Source organism: Streptomyces sp. NPDC003016, assembly GCF_053591455.1.
Genome location: NZ_JBSFTV010000011.1, coordinates 147335 through 169993 on the forward strand (window position 1 = coordinate 147335; position 22659 = coordinate 169993).

The 22659-nt window shown below is 72.1% G+C and carries 19 protein-coding genes; 9 read left to right on the forward strand and 10 right to left on the reverse strand.

The genetic code is table 11. The annotated features are described in order from the left end of the window. Positions 1 to 83: 83 nt before the first annotated feature. Complete coding sequence (locus tag ACWDZ4_RS12260) at positions 84 to 1763, forward strand: GMC family oxidoreductase (protein ID WP_451508318.1); 1680 nt, start codon at positions 84 to 86, stop codon at positions 1761 to 1763. A 94-nt stretch (positions 1764 to 1857) separates the two neighbouring features. Here the strand turns inward: ACWDZ4_RS12260 and ACWDZ4_RS12265 are convergent, their stop codons facing one another. From ACWDZ4_RS12265 to ACWDZ4_RS12275, 3 genes are all read right to left on the reverse strand, one after another. Further along, positions 1858 to 2832 (reverse strand): acyl-ACP desaturase, encoded by a 975-nt coding sequence (locus ACWDZ4_RS12265; RefSeq protein ID WP_451508319.1) that lies wholly within the window; start codon positions 2830 to 2832, stop codon positions 1858 to 1860. 281 nt (positions 2833 to 3113) lie between these two features. Continuing rightward, a complete protein-coding gene (locus ACWDZ4_RS12270) occupies positions 3114 to 4739 on the reverse strand; it encodes an ABC-F family ATP-binding cassette domain-containing protein (RefSeq protein ID WP_451508320.1) in 1626 nt (541 codons plus the stop codon). 317 nt (positions 4740 to 5056) lie between these two features. Then, positions 5057 to 5473 (reverse strand): SsgA family sporulation/cell division regulator, encoded by a 417-nt coding sequence (locus tag ACWDZ4_RS12275; RefSeq protein WP_451508321.1) that lies wholly within the window; start codon positions 5471 to 5473, stop codon positions 5057 to 5059. A 173-nt stretch (positions 5474 to 5646) separates the two neighbouring features. On the opposite strand from ACWDZ4_RS12275, the gene ACWDZ4_RS12280 reads away from it, so the two are divergent. Continuing rightward, positions 5647 to 6822 carry an oxidoreductase gene (locus ACWDZ4_RS12280; RefSeq protein ID WP_451508322.1) on the forward strand — a complete coding sequence of 392 codons (1176 nt, stop codon included), beginning with the start codon at positions 5647 to 5649 and terminating at the stop codon, positions 6820 to 6822. On the opposite strand, the gene ACWDZ4_RS12285 is transcribed toward ACWDZ4_RS12280, so the two are convergent. After that, positions 6755 to 7054 carry a YciI family protein gene (locus tag ACWDZ4_RS12285; protein ID WP_451508323.1) on the reverse strand — a complete coding sequence of 100 codons (300 nt, stop codon included), beginning with the start codon at positions 7052 to 7054 and terminating at the stop codon, positions 6755 to 6757. The two genes, ACWDZ4_RS12280 and ACWDZ4_RS12285, sit on opposite strands and share 68 nt — an antisense overlap. A gap of 33 nt (positions 7055 to 7087) precedes the next feature. Here ACWDZ4_RS12285 and ACWDZ4_RS12290 point away from each other — a divergent pair, with 33 nt between their 5' ends. Further along, the gene (locus tag ACWDZ4_RS12290) at positions 7088 to 7789 is read left to right on the forward strand and encodes an endonuclease V (RefSeq protein WP_451508324.1); all 702 of its coding nucleotides are present in this window, start codon (positions 7088 to 7090) and stop codon (positions 7787 to 7789) included. A 51-nt stretch (positions 7790 to 7840) separates the two neighbouring features. Continuing rightward, positions 7841 to 8062, forward strand: coding sequence for a morphogenic membrane protein MmpA (gene mmpA / locus ACWDZ4_RS12295; RefSeq protein ID WP_451508325.1), 222 nt, complete (start codon positions 7841 to 7843; stop codon positions 8060 to 8062). Here the strand turns inward: mmpA and ACWDZ4_RS12300 are convergent. Beyond that, a complete protein-coding gene (locus ACWDZ4_RS12300; protein WP_451508326.1) occupies positions 8049 to 9275 on the reverse strand; it encodes a saccharopine dehydrogenase family protein in 1227 nt (408 codons plus the stop codon). The genes mmpA and ACWDZ4_RS12300 overlap by 14 nt on opposite strands. A 132-nt stretch (positions 9276 to 9407) precedes the next feature. Between ACWDZ4_RS12300 and ACWDZ4_RS12305 the strand changes: the two genes are divergently transcribed. The 4 genes from ACWDZ4_RS12305 (at position 9408) to ACWDZ4_RS12320 (ending at position 15287) form a co-directional block, all read left to right on the forward strand. Then, the gene (locus ACWDZ4_RS12305) at positions 9408 to 10553 is read left to right on the forward strand and encodes a CaiB/BaiF CoA transferase family protein (protein ID WP_451508327.1); all 1146 of its coding nucleotides are present in this window, start codon (positions 9408 to 9410) and stop codon (positions 10551 to 10553) included. 116 nt (positions 10554 to 10669) lie between these two features. Continuing rightward, positions 10670 to 11812, forward strand: a complete 1143-nt coding sequence (locus tag ACWDZ4_RS12310; RefSeq protein ID WP_451508328.1) for an acyl-CoA dehydrogenase family protein — start codon at positions 10670 to 10672, stop codon at positions 11810 to 11812. A 47-nt stretch (positions 11813 to 11859) separates the two neighbouring features. After that, the gene (locus ACWDZ4_RS12315) at positions 11860 to 13074 is read left to right on the forward strand and encodes an acetyl-CoA C-acetyltransferase (protein WP_451508329.1); all 1215 of its coding nucleotides are present in this window, start codon (positions 11860 to 11862) and stop codon (positions 13072 to 13074) included. Positions 13075 to 13112: 38 nt separating this feature from the next. After that, positions 13113 to 15287 carry a 3-hydroxyacyl-CoA dehydrogenase NAD-binding domain-containing protein gene (locus tag ACWDZ4_RS12320; protein ID WP_451508330.1) on the forward strand — a complete coding sequence of 725 codons (2175 nt, stop codon included), beginning with the start codon at positions 13113 to 13115 and terminating at the stop codon, positions 15285 to 15287. 88 nt (positions 15288 to 15375) lie between these two features. On the opposite strand, the gene ACWDZ4_RS12325 is transcribed toward ACWDZ4_RS12320, so the two are convergent. From ACWDZ4_RS12325 to sph, 4 genes are all read right to left on the reverse strand, one after another. Continuing rightward, positions 15376 to 16104: a MerR family transcriptional regulator gene (locus tag ACWDZ4_RS12325; RefSeq protein WP_451508331.1), complete on the reverse strand. Its 729-nt coding sequence runs from the start codon at positions 16102 to 16104 to the stop codon at positions 15376 to 15378. Positions 16105 to 16648: 544 nt separating this feature from the next. Beyond that, entirely contained in the window at positions 16649 to 17737 is a 1089-nt protein-coding gene (locus ACWDZ4_RS12330) for an MBL fold metallo-hydrolase (RefSeq protein WP_451508332.1), read from the reverse strand. 76 nt (positions 17738 to 17813) lie between these two features. Continuing rightward, a complete protein-coding gene (locus ACWDZ4_RS12335; protein ID WP_451508333.1) occupies positions 17814 to 18827 on the reverse strand; it encodes a cation diffusion facilitator family transporter in 1014 nt (337 codons plus the stop codon). 256 nt (positions 18828 to 19083) lie between these two features. Continuing rightward, positions 19084 to 20082: a sphingomyelin phosphodiesterase gene (sph, locus tag ACWDZ4_RS12340; protein WP_451508363.1), complete on the reverse strand. Its 999-nt coding sequence runs from the start codon at positions 20080 to 20082 to the stop codon at positions 19084 to 19086. Positions 20083 to 20383: 301 nt separating this feature from the next. On the opposite strand from sph, the gene ACWDZ4_RS12345 reads away from it, so the two are divergent. Continuing rightward, positions 20384 to 21268: an oxygenase MpaB family protein gene (locus ACWDZ4_RS12345; RefSeq protein WP_451508334.1), complete on the forward strand. Its 885-nt coding sequence runs from the start codon at positions 20384 to 20386 to the stop codon at positions 21266 to 21268. 106 nt (positions 21269 to 21374) lie between these two features. Here the strand turns inward: ACWDZ4_RS12345 and ACWDZ4_RS12350 are convergent, their stop codons facing one another. Next, the gene (locus ACWDZ4_RS12350) at positions 21375 to 22334 is read right to left on the reverse strand and encodes a nitroreductase/quinone reductase family protein (RefSeq protein ID WP_451508335.1); all 960 of its coding nucleotides are present in this window, start codon (positions 22332 to 22334) and stop codon (positions 21375 to 21377) included. Positions 22335 to 22659 lie beyond the last annotated feature (325 nt).

Genomic DNA, 22659 nt, shown 5'->3' on the forward strand with positions numbered 1-22659 from the left:
CCTCCGCACGCCCTCTGGCACGGGTGTTCCCCGCCCGCCATGCTGAGGTCCGCACCGTCCGCGAACCGCCCGGGGGAGACGTGTTGAGCAGCAGGCAGGCAACGGCCGAGTACGACTACGTCATCGTGGGAGCGGGTTCGGCGGGCTGTGTGCTCGCCGCCCGGCTGTCGGAGGACCCGGCGGTGCGGGTCGCGCTCGTCGAGTCGGGCGGCCGGGACCGCAGGGCCGGGATACGGATCCCCGCGGCCTTCCCCAAGCTCTTCAGGACGCCGTACGACTGGAACTTCAGCACCGTCGCGCAGGCCGGGCTGGGCGGCCGCGAGCTGTACTGGCCGCGCGGCCACACGCTGGGCGGCTGCTCCTCGGTCAACGCGATGATGTGGGTGCGCGGCCACCGCGACGACTACGACGCCTGGGGCGAGACGGCGGGCCCCGAGTGGTCGTACGACGCGTTCGTGCCGTACTTCCGGCGGGCGGAGCGGTGGACGGGCGCCGTGGCCGACGCGGCGGGCCGCTCGGTGTACGGGACCCGCGGGCCGCTGTTCGTCTCGCCGCCGCGCGACCCGAACCCCACCACGGCGGCTTTCCTGGAGGCCTGCCGCGGAGCGGGCCTCACGGAACTCCCCGAACTGAACGTCCCCGACCCCAGCGGCTTCTCCCCGACCCCGGTCAACCAGCGCGCCGGCCGCCGCTGGAGCACCGCCGACGGATACCTCAGGCCGGCGGCGCGCCGCCGGAACCTGGACGTCGTCACGGACCTCCGGGTACGCCGGCTGACGTTCGAGGGCACGCGCGCGACGGGGGTGGTGGCGGACGCGGGGAAGGTGCTGCACGCCCGCCGCGAGGTGATCCTCAGCGCGGGCGCCGTCGGCTCCCCGCACCTGCTCATGCTCTCGGGCATCGGCGACCCGGACCACCTGCGCGAGACCGGCACAGAGCTGCGGGTGGCCTCTCCCGACGTGGGCCGCCACCTCCAGGACCACCTGTCCACGGCGGTCGTGATGCGCTGCCCGCTCCCGGTCACCCTGACCGGCGCGGACACGCTCGCCAACCTCGGCCGCTTCCTCCTCGCCGGGCGCGGACCGCTCACCTCCAACGTCGGCGAGGCCGTCGCCTTCGTCCGCAGTACGCCGGAACTGGCTGCCCCGGACATCGAGTTGATCTACGCTCCGGTGCCGTTCGTCGAGCACGGCCTGACGCCGCCCACCGAGCACGGCGTCACGATCGGCGTGATCCTGCTCCAGCCCGCGAGCGAGGGCCGCGTCACCCTCATCGACGACCGGGCCACCTCGGCGCCCCGCATCGATCCGGGTTATCTGACGGACGAGTCCGACCTGCGCCGCCTGGTGGCGGGCGTCCGCCGGGCCGAAGCCCTCTTCGCCGATCCCGCGTTCGCGCCGTACACGGCGGGCCCGATGGCCCCGTACCCGGGCGCCGTCGACGACGAGGCCCTGGCCCGGGCGATCCGGGACTCCTCCGAGACGCTCTACCACCCGGTGGGCACCTGCCGCATGGGCGCCGACGACGCGTCGGTGACCGATCCTCGGCTGCGGGTCAGGGGGGTGCGGGGACTTCGGGTGGTGGACGCTTCGGTGATGCCCCGGATCACCCGGGGGCACACGCAGGCACCCACGGTGGCGATAGCGGAGAAGGCGGCGGAGCTGATCCGCGAGGACGCGCGGGTGCAGAGCCGGCGGACGTCAGGATCGGGGGCCGTGCCCGGACGCGAGGAGTACGGGCACGGCCCCGGCGCGGCCCGCTGAAACGGCTGCGCCGCCACCCGGCGCAGGACGCGTGCGTGACGCGGCCCGTGCCGGGGTGACGGCGTACAGCGGGTGGCCGGGGTGGCCGGGGTGGTCAGGAGGCGGCGCGGGCAGTCATCCGGGCCTTGCGCGCGGCCAGCTTCTCGTCGAACTTGCTCGCCTCGGAGTCCAGCCCGTTCATGTACAGGCCGAGCTCCTCCTGCGCCTTGAGACCCTCGGGGCCGAGCCCGTCGATCTCCAGGACCTTCAGGTAGCGCAGGACGGGCTGGAGCACGTCGTCGTGGTGGATGCGCATGTTGTAGATCTCGCCGATCGCCATCTGCGCGGCGGCCCGCTCGAAGCCCGGCATGCCGTGTCCGGGCATCCGGAAGTTCACGACGACGTCGCGCACCGACTGCATCGTCAGGTCGGGGGCGATCTCGAAGGCCGCACCCAGCAGGTTGCGGTAGAAGACCATGTGCAGGTTCTCGTCGGTCGCGATCCGCGCCAGCATGCGGTCGCAGACGGGGTCGCCCGACTGGTGTCCGGTGTTGCGGTGCGAGACGCGGGTCGCGAGCTCCTGGAAGGCCACGTACGCCACGGAGTGCAGCATCGAGTGGCGGTTGTCGGACTCGAACCCCTCCGACATGTGCTGCATGCGGAACGCCTCGAGCTTGTCCGGGTCGACTGCGCGTGAGGTGAGCAGGTAGTCGCGCATCACGATGCCGTGCCGGCCCTCCTCCGCGGTCCAGCGGTGCACCCAGGTGCCCCAGGCGCCGTCGCGGCCGAAGAGGGAGGCGATTTCGTGGTGGTAGCTGGGGAGGTTGTCCTCGGTCAGCAGGTTGACGACGAGGGCGATCTTGCCGATGTCGGTGACCTTCGACTGCTCGGGCTCCCAGGCCTGGCCGTCGTCGAAGATGCCGGGGAAGTTACGGCCGTCGGAGAACGGGACGTACTCGTGCGGCATCCAGTCCTTGGCGACCTTGAGATGGCGGTTCAGTTCCTTTTCCACCACCTCTTCCAGTGCGTACAGCAGCCGGGCGTCGGTCCACGCGTCCGAACTGCCGAGTTGGGGAGAGGTGATCGTCACGGGTGCTCCTGGGGACGGGGACGAGGGGGGAAGTACCTACGGCTTCGTAGGTTACGAGACCGTAGGTTAAGGGGGTCGTAAGAGCTGAGCCAAGTCTCGGTGCGCAATGTCCATTTAAAGGCAGGTATGCACGCAGGCCGGACGGGTGCACCGAGAGGCATGTCACGTCACCCCCCGGCTTCCCGCACGCTCCGATTTCAATCGGAACCGGTTCGTGTTCCGAGCCGGCGAACGACGCGGGGGCCCGGTCCGGCGGCTCCCGGTCCTCGGCCCGGCGCCCCTCAGGAGCTGCCGTCCGGCCCCGGCTCCGCTCCCGGCTCCGGCCCCAGCTCCAGCCGCCGGGTGATCCCGATCGACTCCAGGAACGGCTCGTCGTGGCTCGCCACGACCAGCGCGCCCTCGTACGACTCCAGGGCCTGGACCAGCCGGCGCACGCTCGCCATGTCCAGGTTGTTCGTCGGCTCGTCCAGCAGCAGCAGCTGCGGCGCCGGCTCCGCCAGCAGCAGCGCCGCCAGCGTCGCCCGGAACCGCTCTCCGCCGGACAGCGTCCCCGCCCGCTGGTCCGCCCGCGCCCCCTTGAACAGGAAGCGCGCCAGCCGCGCCCTGATGGCGTTGTGGGTCGCCGAGGGCGCGAACTCCGCCACGTTCTCGGCCACCGTCAGCCCGTCGTCCAGCACGTCGAGCCGCTGGGGCAGAAAACGCAGCGGCACGTGCGCGACCGCCTCGCCCGAGGCCGGCTCCAGTTCTCCGGTGACCGTGCGCAGCAGCGTCGTCTTGCCCGCGCCGTTGCGCCCGGTCAGCGCGATCCGCTCGGGACCGCGGACCTCGAACTCGCCGCCGATCCGTGCCCCGTACCGCAGGTGGAGATCGCGCAGCGTCAGCACCCTGCGCCCCGGGTGCACGGTCGTGTGCGGCAGTACGACGTTGATCTCGTCGTCGTCGCGCACCGCCTCCACCGCCCCGCTCAGCCGCTCCTTCGCCTCCGCCAGCTTCTCGGCGTGCATGATGCGGTGCTTGCCCGCCGACTCCTGCGCGGCGCGCCTGCGGGCGTTCATGACGATCTTCGGTTCGCGCTTGCTGTCGTACATCTTCTGCCCGTACCGCTTGCGGCGGGCCAGCTTCACCTGTGCTTCGGCCAGCTCCTTCTTCTGCCGGTGCACATCGGCCTCGGCGACCCGCACCATGCGTTCGGCCGCCTCCTGCTCGACGGCGAGCGCCTCCTCGTACGCCGAGAAGTTCCCGCCGTACCAGCGGACCTCGCCCTCGCGCAGCTCGGCGATCTGGTCGACGCGCTCCAGCAGTTCACGGTCGTGGCTGACCACGACCATCACGCCGGACCAGCCCTCGACCGCGGCGTACAGCCGCTCGCGGGCCCGGCGGTCCAGGTTGTTCGTCGGCTCGTCGAGGAGGAGGACGGCGGGGCGGCGCAGCAGCAGCGCGGCCAGCCGCAGCAGCACCGACTCGCCGCCCGAGACCTCGCCGATGGTCCGGTCGAGGCCGATCCGGACGAGCCCGAGCTGGTCGAGGGTGGCGCGGGCGCGCTCCTCGACGTCCCAGTCGTCGCCGACGGCCGTGAAGTTCTCCCCGGTCGCCTCGCCCGCCTCGATCGCGTGCAGGGCGGCGCGCGCCCCGGCGATGCCGAGGGCCTCGTCCACGCGCAGCGCGGTGTCGAGGACCAGGTTCTGCGGGAGGTAACCGACCTCACCGGCCACCCGGATCTTCCCGCTGGTGGGAGAGAGCTCACCGGCCGCCAGACGCAACAGGGTCGACTTCCCTGATCCGTTGAGACCGATCAGGCCGGTCCTTCCGGGGCCGACCGCCAGCTGGAAGTCGTCGAACACGGGGCTCCCGTCCGGCCAGCCGAAGGAGAGCGCGGAGCAGGTGATATGGGTGGGGAAGGTGGACAAGAGTGCCTCCCGGTTGCTGGAAAACGAGCAAGGGCAACGGGTGGAGACACCGCGGCGCGGGCGGCGTACGGCCGGAAAGGAGCGAGGGATCTCCGCGCAGAACCGCGAAACCGCGAGGCTGTGGAACTGCGAAAGGCCCGGTCCGGGAAGGACGGCTCAAGTGCCGAGGTCGCACGCGGCGCGCACAGACGGAAGCTGTGCGGCACGGTGTCTCAGAACCTCAGACGAGCAACGTCCACTCCGATCGACGACAACAGGGCCACGGCCAAAGTACGTCATGGCCCCGGGGGCGCCAACCGATTAATCCGGCTCTCCCGTCACAGCGCGTCGCGCAGCAGTTCGGCCAGGTCGTGGTCGACGTCCAGATGCAGGTGCTCGTCGCCCACGGGGACGAGGGCGTGCGTGCGCCGGAGGAAGCGGCGCAGGTCGGCGGTGCGGATGTGGACCATCGCGGTGCCCTCGGCGGCGTGGAACTCCAGCACGGTCCGCCCGTAGCCGTACGGCCGCACCTGTACGTCGCCCAGGCCGGCCCGCGTGTCCGTGCCCGTGGCCAGGAGTTCGCGGGCGAACACCCAGGAGACCTCGACGCCCTCCAGGGTCGCGGGCGGCGGGAAGCCCATGCGTACGGCGAAGGGGTCCGCGCGGTCGTACCGCAAGGTCGCGGGGACCGTCTCCATCCGGGGCGCGGACGAGATCAGACGGGCCTGCACGGCCTGCTCGATCACGGGTGACACGGCGTGCCCCCTCTCACGGTTCGGTTGATGCGTCCTGTCACAGGGACAGACGTAGGAACACGCGATTCCGTGCATGCGACGGGGACGTGACCTGCGTCACCGCCACCGCCCCGGAGCGCGGGCGGGAACCGCACCCTGGACGGCGAGGGTGGCGTGGGCTAGCTTCCAGCGCCATGAGGGGTACGGGGAAGACGGGACGAGTGGTGTCGGTGGGACTGTGCGGGGCGGCGCTGGCCGCCGTCCTGGCCGCCCCGGCGCAGGCGGACGTAGCGGAGCGGTCACCGCGCGGCGGCCTTGGCTGGGAGCCGAAGGACTCCGGTACGGACGTGCGGCTGCGGGGTCTGGCGGCGGTCGGCCGGAAGACCGCGTGGGCCGCCGGGGCCGAGGGCACGGTACTGCGCACGGCCGACGGCGGCCGGAGCTGGCGCGATGTCTCGCCGCCGGGCGCGGGGGAGCTGGAGTTCCGCGACATCGAGGCCTTCGACGGCCGGCGGGCGGTGGTGCTGGCCATCGGCGAGGGCGAGGCGTCCCGGATCTTCCGTACCGGGGACGGCGGCGCGAGCTGGACCGAGAGCTTCCGCAACACCGACCCCAAGGCGTTCTACGACTGCGTGACCTTCTTCGACAGCCGCAACGGCCTCGCGATGAGCGACCCGGTCGACGGCAAGTACCGCATCCTGTCCACCGGCGACGGCGGAGCGTCCTGGAAGGTCCTGCCGAGCGCGGGCATGCCCGCGGCGCGGAGCGGCGAGGCGGGCTTCGCGGCGAGCGGCCAGTGCCTGGTCAGCTCCGGCCCGCGGGACGTATGGCTCGCCACGGGAGGCGGGGCGGCCGGCCGGGTGCTGCACTCCGCGGACCGGGGCCTGACCTGGACCGCGGCCGAGACGACGATCCCGGCGGGCGACCCGGCGCGGGGCGTCTTCGGCCTCGCCTTCCGCGACCGCGACCACGGCATCGCGGTCGGCGGCGACTACCGCACCGGCCAGGCGTCGCCGCGGGCGGCGGCGGTGACCGGCGACGGCGGCCGCAGCTGGCAGCGGCCGAAGACCCCGCCGCCGGCGTACCGCTCGGGCGTGGCCTGGCTGCCGCACACCACGTCCGGCGCGCTGGCGGTCGGCCCCACGGGCACGGACCTCACGCTGGACGGCGGCCGCAGCTGGCGGACGGTCGACACCGGTTCGTACGACACGGTCGACTGCGCGCCGGACTTCGGCTGCTGGGCGTCGGGCGAGAAGGGCCGCGTGGCGCGCCTGGAGTTCCGACGGCCGGGAGCGGCCGCCCCTACGCGGGCGGCTGCTCCCGGTAGGGCACGAGCCCCGGAGCCGTCTTCGTCGCCACGAACTCGGTGATCCGGTACGCGCACACCCCCGCCACCGTGAACGGATCGGCCGCCGCGATCTCCTCGATCCGCGCCCGGTCGTCCCCGACGGCAAGGATCACCCCGCCGTCACGCGGCACCTTGCGTCCCGAGGCGATGAACACCCCCGCCTCGTACTGCGCGTCCAGCCAGGCCACATGCGCTTCCAGCAGTTCGTCGGCGCGCTCGACGGGGGCGGTGTAGGTCAGCTCCAGTACAAACATGATCGTCAGGCTACCCGTACCCTTCTGATCACTATGAAGAGCCCGAGTCCCCCCGCCGACGAAGCCGAAGCCCGAGCGATCCAGGACGCACTGCGCGCCCGCGTGGTGCTCGACGAGCCGGGACCGCCCCCCGGCACCGGCCTGGTGACGGGTGTCGACGTGGCGTACGACGACGCGCGTGACCTCGTCGCCGCGGCGGCCGTCGTCCTCGACGCCGCGACGCTCGCCGTGGTGGAGGAGGCCACGGCGGTGGGCCGCGTCGCCTTCCCGTACGTCCCCGGCCTGCTCGCGTTCCGGGAACTGCCCACGGTGCTCGCCGCCCTCGAATCGCTGTCGGCGGACCCGGGGCTGGTGGTCTGCGACGGGTACGGGCAGGCCCACCCGCGCCGCTTCGGCCTCGCCAGCCACCTCGGCGTCGTGACGGGGCTCGCGACCATCGGTGTCGCCAAGAACCCCTTCACCTTCACGTACGAGCAGCCGGGCCCCCACCGCGGCGCCGTGTCGCCGCTGCTGGACGGGGCGGGTGAGGAGGTGGGCCGCGCGGTGCGTACGCAAGACGGTGTGAAGCCGGTCTTCGTCTCCGTCGGCCACCGTGTGAGCCTGGACAACGCCTGCGCGCACACGCTGCGCCTGGCGCCGGGCTTCCGGCTCCCGGAGTCGACACGCAGGGCGGACGCCCTGTGCCGCCGGGCCCTGCGCGAGGCGGTCGGCGCCGGTTCCGGAACAAGCGCGTAACTGAGTATCTGTACGGATGTTTGAACCATGGTGATGGGACAGGGTGATGGTATGAGCCCCTACCGGAATCCGAGCCCGAGCCCGAGCTTTGACGTGCACGCGCACCTGCCCGCGCACCCCGAGCACCCCACGTACCCCCGGGCGGCCGAGTCCGTGTCGGTCCACCGCGCGGGACGCCGTACGAACATGGGGATTCTGCTCGGCGGCCTGGCCGCACTGGGCTGGACCGGGGGGATGATCTACACCCTCGCGGGCTGGGTCACCGGTCAGTGACCCCGGTCGCCTCCCGCACGTCCGCGACCCGGAATCCCAGCCCCGCCGCCCTCAGCCGCTCCAGCAGCGCGTCGCCCATCGCCACCGCCGTCGTCACCTGCCCCGACGTCGGGGGCAGCTCGTCGAAGGCCAGGCACAGCACCGACTCGGCCAGCATCTTCGCCGTCTCGTCGTAGCCCGGGTCGCCGCCCGACACCTCGGTGAACACCCGCCGCCCGCCGCCCTCACCCACGAAGCGCACCGTGAACCAGCTCCTGGCCCTGCGCTCCTCGTCGGGACCCGAGCCCGCCGCGTACCGGCTCGTGAGCCAGGCGCGTGCCGCCGGGAACTGGGCGAGCGCGAAGGCGGCGCCCACCGCCGCCACTCCGCCGACCGCGACCGGCAGCCACTTCACCGACGCGTAGTGCCGGTAGCGGAAATCCGGACCGTACCGCTCCAGCGCGGCCGCCGAACGGACCACCACCCGCGGGTCGATGGTCGCCAGCGGCAGTGCCCAGGTCCCCGTCTCGCGACTGCGCCGCACCCCGCCGAGCGGGGCTCGCGCCCGGCGTCCCACGGGCCCCTGCTCGGACAGCCGCCGCTCCTTCGCGGCCCGGAGCATCTGCGGCCCGCGCCCCAGCGCGGTGATCGCGGAGGCGAAGGTGCCGCCCGAGAACATCGCGCGGGAGCGTACGAATCCGTCGACGCGCAGCGGTACGCCCTCGGGCAGCTGCTTGACGGTGAAGTACACCCCGAGGTCGTGCGGGACCGAGTCGAAGCCGCAGGCGTGCACGATCCGCGCCCCGCTCCTGCGGGCCCGCGCGTCGTACCCGAGGTACATCCGGTCGACGAACTCCGGCTCGCCCGTCAGGTCCGCGTAGTCCGTGCCCGCGTCCGCGCAGGCGGCGACGAGCCCTTCGCCGTACTGGAGGTAGGGACCGACCGTCGTGGCCAGGACCCGGGTGCTCGCGGCGAGTTCGCGCAGCGAGGCGGGGTCGGACGCCTCGGCGTACAGGAGGGGGAGCGTCGCGCAGGCCGGATCGACCGCGACGAGCCGCTCGCGCAGCTTCTCCAGCTTCGCGCGGTCGCGCCCGGCGACGGCCCAGCGGCAGTCGGCGGGCGCGTGGACGGCGAGGTACCGCGCGGTGAGTTCCCCGACAAAGCCTGTCGCCCCGAAGAGCACGATGTCGTACGCGCGCCCTGTGCTGCCACTGCCCCGCACTGTTTCGCTCATGGGGGCAGAGGCTAGCGGCAAGGGGAAGTAAAAAGAACTAAGCGCTTGCTTGCCCCAGGGGCTTGTGCTGAGTGGAACGCGTTCTTAGCATCATTGATGTTACATCAGTTGTGTCACAGCGCTGGGGGCTTGATGGCAGGTACAGGGAACGGCCCGCACGGACCTCTGGACGGGGTGCGCGTGGTGGAGCTGGCGGGAATCGGCCCCGGCCCGTTCGCCGCCATGCTCCTCGCGGACCTCGGCGCCGACGTGGTCCGCGTGGACCGCCCCGGCGGCGCGGGGCTGGGCATCGACCCGGCGTACGACCTCACCAACCGCAACAAACGCTCGGTGATCGTCGACCTCAAGTCGGCGGACGGCCCGGCCCGGGTGCTCGACCTCGTCGAGCGCGCCGACGTACTCGTCGAGGGCTACCGCCCCGGTGTCGCCGAGCGCCTCGGCGTCGGCCCCGACGCCTGCCTGGCCCGCAATCCGCTGCTCGTGTACGGGCGGATGACGGGCTGGGGCCAGGAGGGCCCGCTCGCGCGGCGCGCCGGGCACGACATCGCGTACATCGCCCTCACCGGCGTCCTCAACATGTCCGGCAGGGCGGACGAGCCGCCCACCGTCCCCGCCAACCTCGTCGGCGACTACGCGGGCGGCTCGCTCTACCTCGTCGTCGGCGTCCTCGCCGCGCTCCGGCACGCCCGCACCGAGGGCGGCACCGGGCAGGTCGTCGACGCCGCGATCGTCGACGGCGCCGCCCATCTCGCCACGATGATCCACGGCATGCTGGCGGCCGGCGGCTGGCAGGACCGGCGGTCGGCCAACCTGCTCGACGGCGGCTGTCCCTTCTACGGCACCTACGAGACCGCCGACGGCCAGTACATGGCGGTCGGCGCGCTGGAGCAGCAGTTCTACGCCGAGTTCACCGAGCTCCTCGGTCTGGAGGCGGGGGAGGCGCGAGCCCGTGACGACACGGCCCGCTGGGGTGAGCTGCGCGAAGCGATCGCCGCCCGCTTCAAGGCGAGGACCCGCGACGAGTGGACCGCCGTCTTCGAGGGCTCGGACGCCTGCGTCGCCCCCGTCCTCTCGCTGCGCGAGGCCCCCGCCCACCCGCACCTGGCCGCGCGCTCCACGTTCACCGACCACGGCGGGATCGTCCAGCCGGCCCCCGCGCCCCGGTTCTCCGCCACGCCCGGATCCCTGCGGCGGGGCCCCGCCCGCGCCGGGGCCGGCGCCGCCGAGGTGGCGCGGGACTGGGACGTACCGGGGCTCACCGGGGACGGCGGCGCCTGATGGGGCTCTCCGGACCGCTGAGCCGCGCGGTCCTCGGCGTCACTCCCGCCGGTCCCGAGCCGGCCGGGCCGATCGAAACCGTCAAGGACCTCAAGGGCCGGCCGTAGGAGGCACAGTTGAAGCGTCAGATCTTCACCGCGGAGCACGAAGCCTTCCGGGAGAGCGTGCACACCTTCCTGGCGAAGGAGGTGACGCCGTACTACGCGCAGTGGGAGAAGGACGGCATCGTCAGCCGGGAGGCGTGGCGGGCGGCCGGAAGGCAGGGCCTGCTCGGTCTCGCCGTACCGGAGGAGTACGGGGGCGGCGGGAACTCCGACTTCCGCTACAGCGCCGTACTCGCCGAGGAGTTCGCCCGGGCCGGCGCGTCCGGGCTCGCGCTGGGCCTGCACAACGACATCATCGGCCCGTACCTCACCGGGCTCGCCACCGACGAGCAGAAGCGGCGCTGGCTGCCCGGTTTCTGCACCGGTGAGACGATCACCGCCATCGCGATGACCGAGCCGGGCGCGGGCTCCGACCTCCAGGGCATCCGCACGACGGCAGAGGACCGGGGCGACCACTGGGTGCTCAACGGCTCGAAGACGTTCATCTCCAACGGCATCCTCGCCGACCTGGTGATCGTCGTCGCGAAGACGTCGCCCGAGGGCGGAGCGAAGGGCCTGTCCCTGCTCGTCGTGGAGCGCGGCGCCGAAGGCTTCGAGCGCGGGCGCAACCTCGACAAGATCGGCCAGAAGTCCCAGGACACCGCCGAGCTGTTCTTCCACGACGTACGCGTCCCCAAGGAGAACCTGCTCGGAGAGCTCGACGGCGCCTTCGTCCACCTGATGACCAACCTCGCGCAGGAGCGCATGGGCATCGCGGTCGCCGGCATCGCCGCCGCCGAGTACCTGCTGGAGATCACGACGACGTACGTCAAGGAGCGCGAGGCGTTCGGACGGCCGCTGTCCACGCTCCAGCACATCCGCTTCGAGATCGCGGAGATGGCCACCGAGTGCGCCGTCACCCGCACCTTCCTCGACCGCTGCATCGTCGATCACTCGAATGGGGAACTCGACGCCGTCCACGCGTCGATGGCCAAGTGGTGGGCCACCGAGCTCCAGAAGCGCGTCGCCGACCGCTGTCTGCAACTGCACGGCGGCTACGGCTACATGGCCGAGTACCCCGTCGCCAGGGCCTTCACCGACGGCCGCATCCAGACGATCTACGGCGGCACGACCGAGATCATGAAGGAAATCATCGGCCGCTCGCTCCTCGCCTGAGCACTTCTCGCCCGACTTCTGTCCCCTCCCCTCGAAAGGCTGCTGTCTTGAGTACCGAAGCGTTTGTGTACGACGCGATCCGCACCCCGCGCGGGCGCGGCAAGGCCAATGGCGCCCTGCACGGCACCAAGCCGATCGACCTCGTCGTCGGCCTCATCCACGAGATCCGCCGCCGCTTCCCCGACCTGGACCCGGCGGCCGTCGACGACATCGTCCTCGGCGTCGTCAGCCCTCTCGGCGACCAGGGCTCCGACATCGCGCGCACCGCGGCCGTCGCGGCCGGGCTGCCCGACACCGTCGCCGGCGTACAGGAGAACCGCTTCTGCGCCTCGGGCCTGGAGGCCGTCAACATGGCGGCGGCGAAGGTCCGTTCCGGCTGGGAGGACCTCGTGCTGGCGGGCGGCGTCGAGTCGATGTCACGCGTCCCCATGGGCTCCGACGGCGGCGCCTGGGCCATGGACCCGATGACCAACTGGGACACCGGTTTCGCGCCCCAGGGCATCGGCGCCGACCTCATCGCCACCATCGAGGGCTTCACGCGCCACGACGTCGACTCGTACGCCGCGCTGTCGCAGGAGCGGGCCGCCGAGGCGTGGAAGGACGGCCGCTTCGCGCGTTCCGTCGTCCCCGTCCTGGACCGCAACGGCCTGGTCGTCCTCGACCACGACGAGCACATGCGCCCCGGTACGACCGCCGAGTCGCTCGCCGCGCTCAAGCCGTCCTTCGCGGCGATCGGCGAGCACGGCGGCTTCGACGCCGTCGCGCTGCAGAAGTACCACTGGGTCGAGGAGATCGACCACGTGCACCACGCGGGCAACTCCTCCGGCATCGTGGACGGCGCCGCCCTGGTCGCCATCGGCTCGCAGGCGGTCGGCGAGCGCCACGGCCTCACCCCCCGCGCCCGTATCGTCTCGGCGGCCGTCTCCGGCTCCGAGCCCACCATCATGCTGACGGGCCCCGCGCCCGCCACCCGCAAGGCACTCGCCAGGGCGGGCCTGACCATCGACGACATCGACCTGGTCGAGATCAACGAGGCGTTCGCGGGCGTCGTCCTGCGCTTCGTCAAGGACATGGGCCTCTCCCTCGACAAGGTCAACGTCAACGGCGGTGCCATCGCCATGGGCCACCCCCTGGGCGCCACCGGCGCGATGATCCTCGGCACCCTCATCGACGAGCTGGAACGCCGTGACCAGCGGTACGGCCTCGCCACCCTGTGCGTCGGCGGCGGCATGGGCATCGCCACCGTCGTCGAGCGTCTCTGACCGCCTTGCCCCATTCCCCTTACGGAGAAGAAGAAGTCATGAGCGAGAGCACCACCATCCGCTGGGAACAGGACGAGAGCGGTGTCGTCACCCTCGTCCTCGACGATCCGAACCAGTCCGCGAACACCATGAACGCGGCCTTCAAGTCCTCCATCGCGGCGATCGCCGACCGCGCGGAGGCCGAGAAGGACTCGATCAGGGGCATCGTCTTCACCTCCGCCAAGAAGACCTTCTTCGCGGGCGGCGACCTCAAGGACATGATCAAGGTCGGCCCGGAACACGCCCAGCAGGCGTTCGACACCGGTACGGCGATCAAGGCCTCCCTGCGCCGCATCGAGACCCTCGGCAAGCCGGTCGTCGCCGCCATCAACGGGGCGGCCCTCGGCGGCGGTTACGAGATCGCGCTCGCCTGCCACCACCGCGTGGCCCTCGACGCCCCCGGCTCCAAGATCGGCCTGCCCGAGGTCACGCTCGGTCTGCTCCCGGCCGGCGGCGGCGTCACCCGTACGGTACGCCTGATGGGCATCGCCGACGCGCTCCTCAAGGTCCTGCTCCAGGGCACCCAGTACAGCCCGCGGCGCGCTCTGGAGAACGGCCTGGTCCACGAACTCGCCGCCACCCCCGACGAGATGCTCGCCAAGGCCCGCGCCTTCATCGACGCCAACCCGGAGTCGCACCAGCCCTGGGACGTCAAGGGCTACAAGATCCCCGGCGGCACGCCGTCCCACCCCCGCTTCGCCGCGAACCTCCCCGCCTTCCCCGCCAACCTCAGGAAGCAGACGGCGGGCGCCCCCTACCCCGCCCCGCGCAACATCCTCGCGGCGGCCGTCGAGGGCTCGCAGGTCGACTTCGAGACCGCGCTGACCATCGAGGCGCGGTACTTCACCGAGCTGGTCACCGGGCAGATCGCCAAGAACATGATCCAGGCGTTCTTCTTCGACCTCCAGGCCGTCAACTCCGGCGCCAACCGCCCCCCGGGCATCGAGCCCCGCCCCGTCCGCAAGGTCGCCGTCCTGGGCGCCGGGATGATGGGCGCGGGCATCGCGTACTCCTGCGCCAAGGCCGGCATCGAGGTCGTCCTCAAGGACGTGACGCCCGAAGCCGCCGCCAAGGGCAAGGCGTACTCCGAGAAGCTGCTCGCCAAGGCGCTCTCGCGCGGCCGTACGACCGAGGCGAAGCGGGACGCGCTCCTCGCCCTCATCACGCCGACCGCCGACCCGGCCGACCTGGCGGGCTGCGACGCCGTGATCGAGGCGGTCTTCGAGGACACCTCGCTCAAGCACAAGGTGCTCCAGGAGATCCAGGACATCGTGGAGCCGGACGCGCTGCTCTGCTCCAACACCTCCACCCTCCCCATCACGGGCCTGGCCGGGGGCGTTTCCCGCCCCGCCGACTTCATCGGGCTGCACTTCTTCTCGCCCGTCGACAAGATGCCGCTCGTCGAGATCATCAAGGGCGAGCGGACGGGCGACGAGGCGCTGGCCCGCGCTTTCGATCTCGTACGCCGGATCAAGAAGACGCCGATCGTCGTGAACGACTCGCGGGGCTTCTTCACCTCGCGCGTCATCGGCCAGTTCATCAACGAGGGCGTCGCGATGGTCGGCGAGGGCATCGAGCCCGCGTCCATCGAGCAGGCGGCGGCCCAGGCCGGGTACCCGGCGAAGGTCCTGTCCCTGATGGACGAGCTGACGCTCACCCTTCCGCGCAAGATCCGGGACGAGACGAAGCGGGCGGTCGAGGAGGCGGGCGGCACCTGGCCGGGGCACCCGTCGGACGCGGTGATCGACCGCATGGTCGACGAGTTCGGGCGTACGGGCCGCAGCGGCGGGGCGGGCTTCTACGCGTACGGCGAGGACGGGAAGCGCACCCGCCTGTGGCCGGGCCTGCGCGAGCACTTCACGAAGCCGGGCGTGGCGATCCCCTTCACCGACATGAAGGAGCGGATGCTCTTCTCCGAGGCGCTGGACACGGTCCGCTGCTTCGAGGAAGGCGTGCTGACGTCGGTCGCCGACGCCAACATCGGCTCCATCATGGGCATCGGCTTCCCGGCCTGGACGGGCGGCGCGATCCAGTACATCAACGGGTACGAGGGCGGCCTGCCCGGCTTCCTGGCCCGCGCGCGCGAGCTGGCGGCGACGTACGGCGAGCGCTTCACGCCGCCGGCGCTGCTGGTGGAGAAGGCCGAGCGGGGGGAGAGGTTCAGCGACGCGTGATCGCCCGAGGGCGCCGGGGTCCCCTTGCGGGCCCCCGGCGCGGGGCGGGGAGAGCTTCGCGCAGCGGCACCCGCCCCCGCACCCCGGGTCACTCCGTGCCGAACGCCGTCCGCAACTCCTCCTTCAGCGACCGCTGGAACGTCGTGACCAGCGCCTGCACCACCATCGGCTGCATGTGCGCCGACAGCGACTTCATCGCCTTCACATGCTCCGGATCCGACTCGCGCTCCCGGTACGGGCCCCACACCTCGTCCTTGAAGAGCCGCGCCAGCGCGTGCGCCGCCGAGCGGGTGTGCTCCATCAGGACCGTGCGGGCGGCGAGTATCGTCTCGTGCGCTATCGGTACGTCGAGCAGCTGTATGCCGAGCGCCAGCAGCCCCGGATCGACGCGGAAGGTACCGGGGGTGTCCGTGCGTTCCAGGACGTTCATCGCGGCGAGCCGGTCGATGTCCTCCTCCGTCAGGGAGCGGCCCGCGCGGCGGTCCAGCTCCGCGCGGGTGGCGTCCTCCGCCGAGTCGGGCGCCCACGTCGCCACCAGCGCACGGTGGATCGCCAGATCGTGCGCGCTCAGGCCGGGCGGCAGCTGCTCCAGGTAGCGCTCGATCGCGGCGAGCGTCATGCCGTGGTGCTGGAGCTCCTCGATGAGCGCCAGCCGGGAGAGGTGGGCGGGCCCGTAGCGGCCGACGCGGCGCGGACCGATCACGGGCGGCGGGAGCAGGCCGCGCGTGCTGTAGAAGCGGACCGTACGCACCGTGACACCGGCCCGTGCGGCCAACTCGTCTACCGTGAGCGTCGGCTCCCCGGCGTCCGTCGTCATGTCTGTGCCTCGCTTCCCGTCCCACTGCTGTGCTGCGGTTCGGTGCAACAGTATTGCTGTCTCACCAGTGTGGTGAAAGCGTCCGGCCCGACCGTCGCTGGTGGTCCGTACGGTTGTGCCATGCCCGGGGCCGGTCACGTACGGGGGGACGCCACCGCTCCGCAGGACGAGGGCGTCAAGATCATCGCCAGGTCCGCACCGCCCTGGGCGGCTGGGGCAAGGGCTCGGGCCGGCGGTGTCCCGCCGCCGGCCCGAGCCGGAGACGGCGTACCGGTGCCGGCACCGGAAGCGGGCCGCCGGTGACTTCGGCCTGGGCGCGGTGCGGTTCGTACAGGCCGGGCCGGGGGTCCCGGTCCATATGCCGGGCATCGGCTGCGGCCCGGTGGGCGGGAAGCGGTCGCGGAGGGAACCGCTGACAGAGGAGGTTCGTGCTGCTGCGCATCCAGAACAGCGGCTGGCCGCTGCTCTGCCGTCCGACCCAGGAAAAGGGCGCCCTGGGAGAAGGACACTCCCGGAGAAGGGCGCCCACCGGCCCGGCCGCCGCCTACAGGGTCAGGGTGTGCAGGTGGCGCGGCTCCAGCACCCGGGCGCCGTAGGCGCGGACCGTGGAGCGCAGTGCCGTGACGGCGTCCTTCCGCACGCTGTCGTCCAGGCCGGGCGAGAGCAGCGAAGTCAGCATGTCGTCATGGTGGCTCGGCACGACGAGGGGCGGCTCGCCGAGCACCTCCATGGCCCGTTCCACATAGCGGTGGACCGCGGCCTGTCCGCTGATGCCGAGCACCAGTACGTCGGGACGGGCCCCCTGGAGCTCCCGCTCGGAGAGGTTCGCGGTGCCGCTCAGGAACATCACCCGCAGCCGGTCGCCCACGGTGACCTGGTACGCCAGCGTCCCGCCCTCCCGCATGTCGCCCAGCGTGCGGACCCGGGGCGGCGGATCGGTCAGGGTGCCTGGCGCGAAGAAGCCGTGGTTCCCGTACTGGCTGTGCAGACTGCGGAACACCTCCACGGTGTAGGCGGGCGGTTCGCCGGTCGGCCCCGCGGGGAACCGCAGCACCTCGCCGCCACTCACCACGACGCATTCGTCCACGCGCGCGCGCTGTGCGCCCATGGCGCGCAGCAGGTGCAGGCTCGTCTCTCCGCACAGCGTGCGGATCGGATCCTTGCGCCACTGTCCGCGGTTGAGCAGGTACGGCACGTCGAGCAGGTGGTCGAAATGCCCGTGGGTGACGAGGATCAGCTCCGGGGGCCCGGGAAGATGGCGGCCGACGATCGTCTCGACGACCGAAGGGTCCGGCTCCAGCCGCCGGTCCGGGTCGATGGCACTGCCGCCCGGCACGCGGTACTCCTGGCGGGAGAGGTAAGGGTCGACCAGGATGCGGTGTCCGTCGAAGGCCAGCTCCCAGCCCGCCACGCCCAGCCAGCGCAGGGACACCGCGCCGTCGTCGCTCCGCCGCGGTCTGCGCTCGGCCGCCGCGGCGGGCACCGTACCCGTACCCGCTCCGAGAGCCATGCCGGCAGCCGTTCCCGCCACCGCTCCCCGGAGCAACCGGCGCCGTCCGACTCCGGCGTGGTCCGTACCGCCGCTGTCCTTGCTGCCGTTGCCCCTGTCACCGGTCTCGCATGCGCCGCACATGAAGCCTCAGTCCTCTGATCGTGGGAATGTGTGATCAAGGACGCGGCGGGCGACCCTGCGGTTGCCGTCGCGCGGGTCACCGGGAGGACACGGCCGGGGCGAAATGGTGGACCAGGGCGGCGTGCGGGTCCGGAGCCGCCGCCTGCGGGGCGTGGTCCACGTGCACCGTGGCGCAGGCCAGCCGCTCCACCGCGTGCAGCAGCGCGTGTTCCGCGGCCACCGCCACCGCGTGCGCCTGGACCACCGTCAGGTCCGGATCGACCACCACGGACGTCTCGGCGCGCAGGCTGTGGCCGAGCCACCGCATGCGGACCGCCCCCACCGCCCGTACGCCCTCGACGTGGGAGAGGGCGTGCTCGGCCTCGTCCACCAGCGCCGGATCGACCGCGTCCATCAGCCGGTGCCAGATCTCCCGGGCCGTGCCCCGCAGCACCAGCACGATCGCGGCCATGATCACCAGCCCGATCAGCGGGTCGGCGTAACGCCAGCCGAGAGCGGAACCGCCCGCGCCCAGCAGCACGGCGAGGGAGGTGAATCCGTCGGTGCGGGCGTGCAGCCCGTCGGCGACCAGCGCGGCGGAGCCGATTCTCCTGCCGGTACGGATACGGGCCCGCGCCACCCACTCGTTGCCCGCGAAGCCGATCAGGCCGGCCGCGGCGACGGCGGGGAGGTGGCTGACCTCCTGCGGTTCGAGGAGGCGCCGCACCGCCTCGTACCCGGCGAACACCGCGGAGGCGGCGATCACCACCACCACGAACACGCCCGCCAGGTCCTCGGCCCGCCCGAAGCCGTAGGTGTAGCGGCGGGTCGCCGCACGCCGCCCCAGCAGGAAGGCGACGGCGAGGGGCAGGGCGGTCAGGGCGTCGGTGGCGTTGTGGACGGTGTCACCGAGCAGCGCGACCGACCCCGAGAGGGCGGCGACCACGGCCTGGGCGACGGTGGTCGCCGCGAGCACGGCGAACGAGAACCAGAGGGTCCGCAGCCCGGCCGAGGACCCTTCGAGCGCGGAGTCGATCCGGCCCTGATGACCATGGTGTTGGTGATGATGGTGCCCGTGCCCATGCCCATGCCCGTGTCCATGACCCGTCATGTACGTCACACTGGCACACCAACTCCCTTGCAGCCACTGTCGAAGAACCGCCCGTGACCAGGTGCGAACGGCTCGCGATTACGCCGCTCCAGAACGCACCGGGCGCGGCCGCCATGCCCCCGCCAGGAACACCCCGTCGCCCGCGCGGCGCTCTCGCCGTACCGCCGGGCCGCCCACCGTCCGTCCCGGCCCTCTGCTCACCAGGACGGGCGGGGCGGCACGGAACGTGACACCGGCCCGCGGGAGGGGGGTGCGGTCAGCGGCTGCCCGCCACGACCGGGTAGTGGTCGCTCAGATTGGTGTACGTGTACTGCTTGCCCCAGCTGGAGACGGTCCAGGGCGCGCTCCGCTCCTTGATCACCTCGTTCGTCCAGCCCGCCGGCCTGGCGTGCCCGGCGCGGTGCAGGACGTGGTCGAGGTCCTCGCGCGGGTCGTCCGGATAGCGCTCGGACGCGATCGAGTTGTCGGCGGTGTCGAAGGAGTACGGGTGGCCGGTGCGCGCGTCGGAGTCGGCCAGGCCGCCGTCGGCGAGCATCGTGGCGTACTCGGGGCTGTGCGAGTCGACGTTGAAGTCGCCCGCGACGATCACCTGCTCGGAGGCGGGGATGTTCTTGCCGTCGAGGAAGGCGTCGATCGCCTTGAACTGCCGGCTGCGCATCTGCGCGGCCTCGCCCGCGCCGCAGCCCGGGTCGGTCGACTGGGCGTGCGTCCCGACGACGTGGACCGACGCGCCGTTCACGTTCAGCACGGCGTACACGAAGCCCTTGTTGGAGTACCAGTCGGCGCCGCACGCGTCCTTGTAGACGTACTGCTCCTTGCGCACGACCGGCCACTTGCTGAGCACCGCGACCCCGCCGTCCTCCGGAGTCGTGGCGGAGTAGGACCCGCCGGTCGCGTCCCAGCCGTCCTTGCCGCGGCCCATCACCGGTGTCTGGTACGGGTACTGCGCGGCGGCGTTGCTCTTCAGCGCGTCGGAGGCGCCGTTGTCGAAGGCTTCCTGGAGGACGACGACGTCGTTGCCCCGGAAGAAGGAGGCCGCCGGGATGGCCTTCGCCCGGTGGTCCTGGCCCCAGTGGGGGTAGAGGTTTTTGCTGAAAAGGAAAGCATTGTAGGACAGCACCTTCAGCGACGGCACCCCGGCGGCGGCCGGGGCCGCCGGAGCCACCGGGGCAGCGGAGGCGGACGGGGCGGTCGCGGCAAGTGTGGCGGCCGCGAGTGCGGTGGCCAGGGCTGCGCCAGGGGTGCGGCGGAGCATGGAGTGCGGCACTGGAACTCCCGTTTCGAGTGGGGGTGATGATCGGCGCCGCACATCAAATCAGCCGGAGTTACCTACCGGTAGCCATTCGGCGGCGAATGGCCGACCGGCTGCGCATGATCTGGCCAACTTCCGTCACCGGCAGGTCCGGCAGGTCCGGCAGGTCCGGTAGCTCCGGTGGGTCCGGTAGGTCTGATGCGCCCGTCGGTACAACTCCTCCACCCGCCGCGCGCTCCACCGCCGCGTGTGCGGCCTGTGCCCCGTGCCACCTCGGACGGAACCGGAATCGCATACTGGAGGGGTGGGAAAAGGCAGGCAGGACCCCGTACCGCCCCCGCCCGGCGGCATCCTGTGGTCGGTCGCCGGGGACGTGCGCGCGCTGCTCATGCTGCCCGCCGCGCTCACCCTCCAGGTCGCGCACCCGGCCGTCGGCGCGGGCGTCGACCAGCACTCCGTCTTCCGTACGGACCCGTGGGGACGTGGCGAGCGGTCGCTGCGCTCCGTGCAGCTGTGGGTGTACGGGGGAGATGCGGCCGCCGAGGAAGGCCGCAGGCTCAGGCGGCTCCACCAGACGATCCGGGGCACCGACGCGCACGGCCGCCGCTACCACGCCCTGGACCCCGCCCACTACTCCTGGGTCCACGCCACCGGCTTCCCGTGCTACCGGTACGCGCTGCGCTACCTCGTCCGGCCGCTGACCGGGGCCGAGGAGCGGCAGCTGTACGCGGAGTGGCTCCAGGTCGGCCGGATCCTCGGCATCGACGACCGGGACATGCCGCAGACCGTCGAGGAGTTCTGGCCGTACTACCGCAGGATGCTGGCCGACGAACTGGAAGCGACCGTGGTGGTGCGCGAGCTGCTCGCCACCGATGCCCGGGTCCCCGCCCCCGACCGCGGCCCGCTGCCGGTACGTCTCGTCCTGCGCGCCCTGTGGCCGGCCCTGCTGCCGCCGCTGGCCCGCTTCAGGGCGTTCCTCACCGTCGGCTACCTGCCGCCGGACGCCCGCCGGGCCCTCGGACTGGAGTGGAGCGACGCACAGGAGCGCAGGCTGCGCCGGTTCAGCCGCGTCGTACGCACCCTGGTTCCGCTGCTGCCCGAGCGGTTGCGCTATCTGCCCGTGGCGCGGGAGGCCCGGGCGCGGCAGGCCCGGGCGGGGCACCGCGGTGCGGCCGGTCGCAACGGCTGAGAGCGCTCTCGGGCGTTCTGCCCGGGTGAGCCGGGCGTTCTGTCCGGGTGAGCCGCGGAGCTGTGACGCCGGAGGAACCGGACCGTCGCAGCCCCGCGCGCCCCTGTCAGCCGTTCCTGTCGTTACTGTCCTCCCTGTCGCCACTGTCCTCGGCCGTGCTCACGGGAGGAGCCGGCGGCCATGGAACCTCGGCGAGGAGGGGGAGAAGCGACTCTTCCTCGTAGTCGAGGTGTGCGTTCAGTTCCGTCGACATCCGGTCCAGCTCGGAGCGGAAACGCCGGGGGTCGGCGATGCCGATGCCGGCCAGCAGGGCCACCAGCTCGCCCTGGAGACGTGCGACCGTGCGGTGTTCGTCGCGGAGCCGGTCGAAGGTGTCGGTCATGTGAGGGTGGTGACGGGTGATTCCGGGGAACAGGTGCGCGTCCTCACTGGTGTGGTGGAACTCCAGGGACTGGCAGAACGCCAGGCAGCGCTGCCGGATCTGCAGCCCGAGACCCGGGGCCGGCGGTTCGCCGGGGCCATGGTGGGCCGCGCGTGCGGCGAAGTGGGCGTCGACCTCCGCCCTCACCTGACGCAACTGGCCCCGCAGCCAGGTGTGGACCTCCACGAGCTTGTCGGCCAGGCTCCTGATTTCGACAGGTTCCTCCCAGCCGTCGGGCTCGGCACGCTCCAGCACCACGACCGGCAGGAGCCGGGTGGTCCGGGCCTGGTAGTCGCCGTACCCGGGCGCCGCTCGTACGACGTGCTCGAACAGTTCCTCGCGCCGCGCTCCCTCGGCGGGAACCGCGAGGGCCTCGAAGGTACGGGTGCCGGTCTCCACCCGTACCACGGGATGGGCGAGCAGGTTGTGGTACCAGTCGGGATGACGCGGGGCACCGAGGCCGGACCCGACGATCACCAGCGAATCGCCGTGGCGGACGTAGCCGAGGGGAGTGGTGGTCTCCTTCCCCGATTTCGCGCCGGTGGTCGTCAGCAGGAGCAGGTCCTCGCCCGCGAAGGGGCCGCCGACCTTCCCTTCGTTGGCCCGGAACTCCTCGATGACCGATTGATTGAAAGACGTGGGCATACGGTTCTGTGTCTCCGGAGATGCAGGTGGATCCGCAGTGGCTGCGGGAGTGGCCGATGGCGATGCGCGCAGGGCGGAGCGACCGCACGGTACGCAACCGCACGGCACGGCACGGCACACGTGCCGGTGCCGGGAAGCGCGCAGAGTGAAAGACGGAAGACGACGTGCGGCTGGGCTACGTCATGTACAGGGCGCGGAGTGTGAACTCATGGCGGGCCCCTCAAGTGAAGGGTGTTCGCCCGATCACCGGCCGGCCCACTGCTCTTTGGCCGGAGTCACGCGACACCGGCTCCATTACACGTATCCGGCAGTCGTCTGTCAACGC

Bases quoted from the DNA above. Each gene is read 5' to 3' on its own strand.
- ACWDZ4_RS12280 (WP_451508322.1), top strand. From the start codon at position 5,647: ATGAGGGGTACGGGGAAGACGGGACGAGTGGTGTCGGTGGGACTGTGC.
- ACWDZ4_RS12285 (WP_451508323.1), bottom strand. From the start codon at position 7,054: ATGTTTGTACTGGAGCTGACCTACACCGCCCCCGTCGAGCGCGCCGAC.
- ACWDZ4_RS12290 (WP_451508324.1), top strand. From the start codon at position 7,088: ATGAAGAGCCCGAGTCCCCCCGCCGACGAAGCCGAAGCCCGAGCGATC.
- mmpA (WP_451508325.1), top strand. From the start codon at position 7,841: ATGAGCCCCTACCGGAATCCGAGCCCGAGCCCGAGCTTTGACGTGCAC.
- ACWDZ4_RS12300 (WP_451508326.1), bottom strand. From the start codon at position 9,275: ATGAGCGAAACAGTGCGGGGCAGTGGCAGCACAGGGCGCGCGTACGAC.
- ACWDZ4_RS12305 (WP_451508327.1), top strand. From the start codon at position 9,408: ATGGCAGGTACAGGGAACGGCCCGCACGGACCTCTGGACGGGGTGCGC.
- ACWDZ4_RS12320 (WP_451508330.1), top strand. From the start codon at position 13,113: ATGAGCGAGAGCACCACCATCCGCTGGGAACAGGACGAGAGCGGTGTC.
- ACWDZ4_RS12325 (WP_451508331.1), bottom strand. From the start codon at position 16,104: ATGACGACGGACGCCGGGGAGCCGACGCTCACGGTAGACGAGTTGGCC.
- ACWDZ4_RS12330 (WP_451508332.1), bottom strand. From the start codon at position 17,737: ATGTGCGGCGCATGCGAGACCGGTGACAGGGGCAACGGCAGCAAGGAC.
- ACWDZ4_RS12335 (WP_451508333.1), bottom strand. From the start codon at position 18,827: ATGACGGGTCATGGACACGGGCATGGGCATGGGCACGGGCACCATCAT.
- sph (WP_451508363.1), bottom strand. From the start codon at position 20,082: ATGCTCCGCCGCACCCCTGGCGCAGCCCTGGCCACCGCACTCGCGGCC.
- ACWDZ4_RS12350 (WP_451508335.1), bottom strand. From the start codon at position 22,334: ATGCCCACGTCTTTCAATCAATCGGTCATCGAGGAGTTCCGGGCCAAC.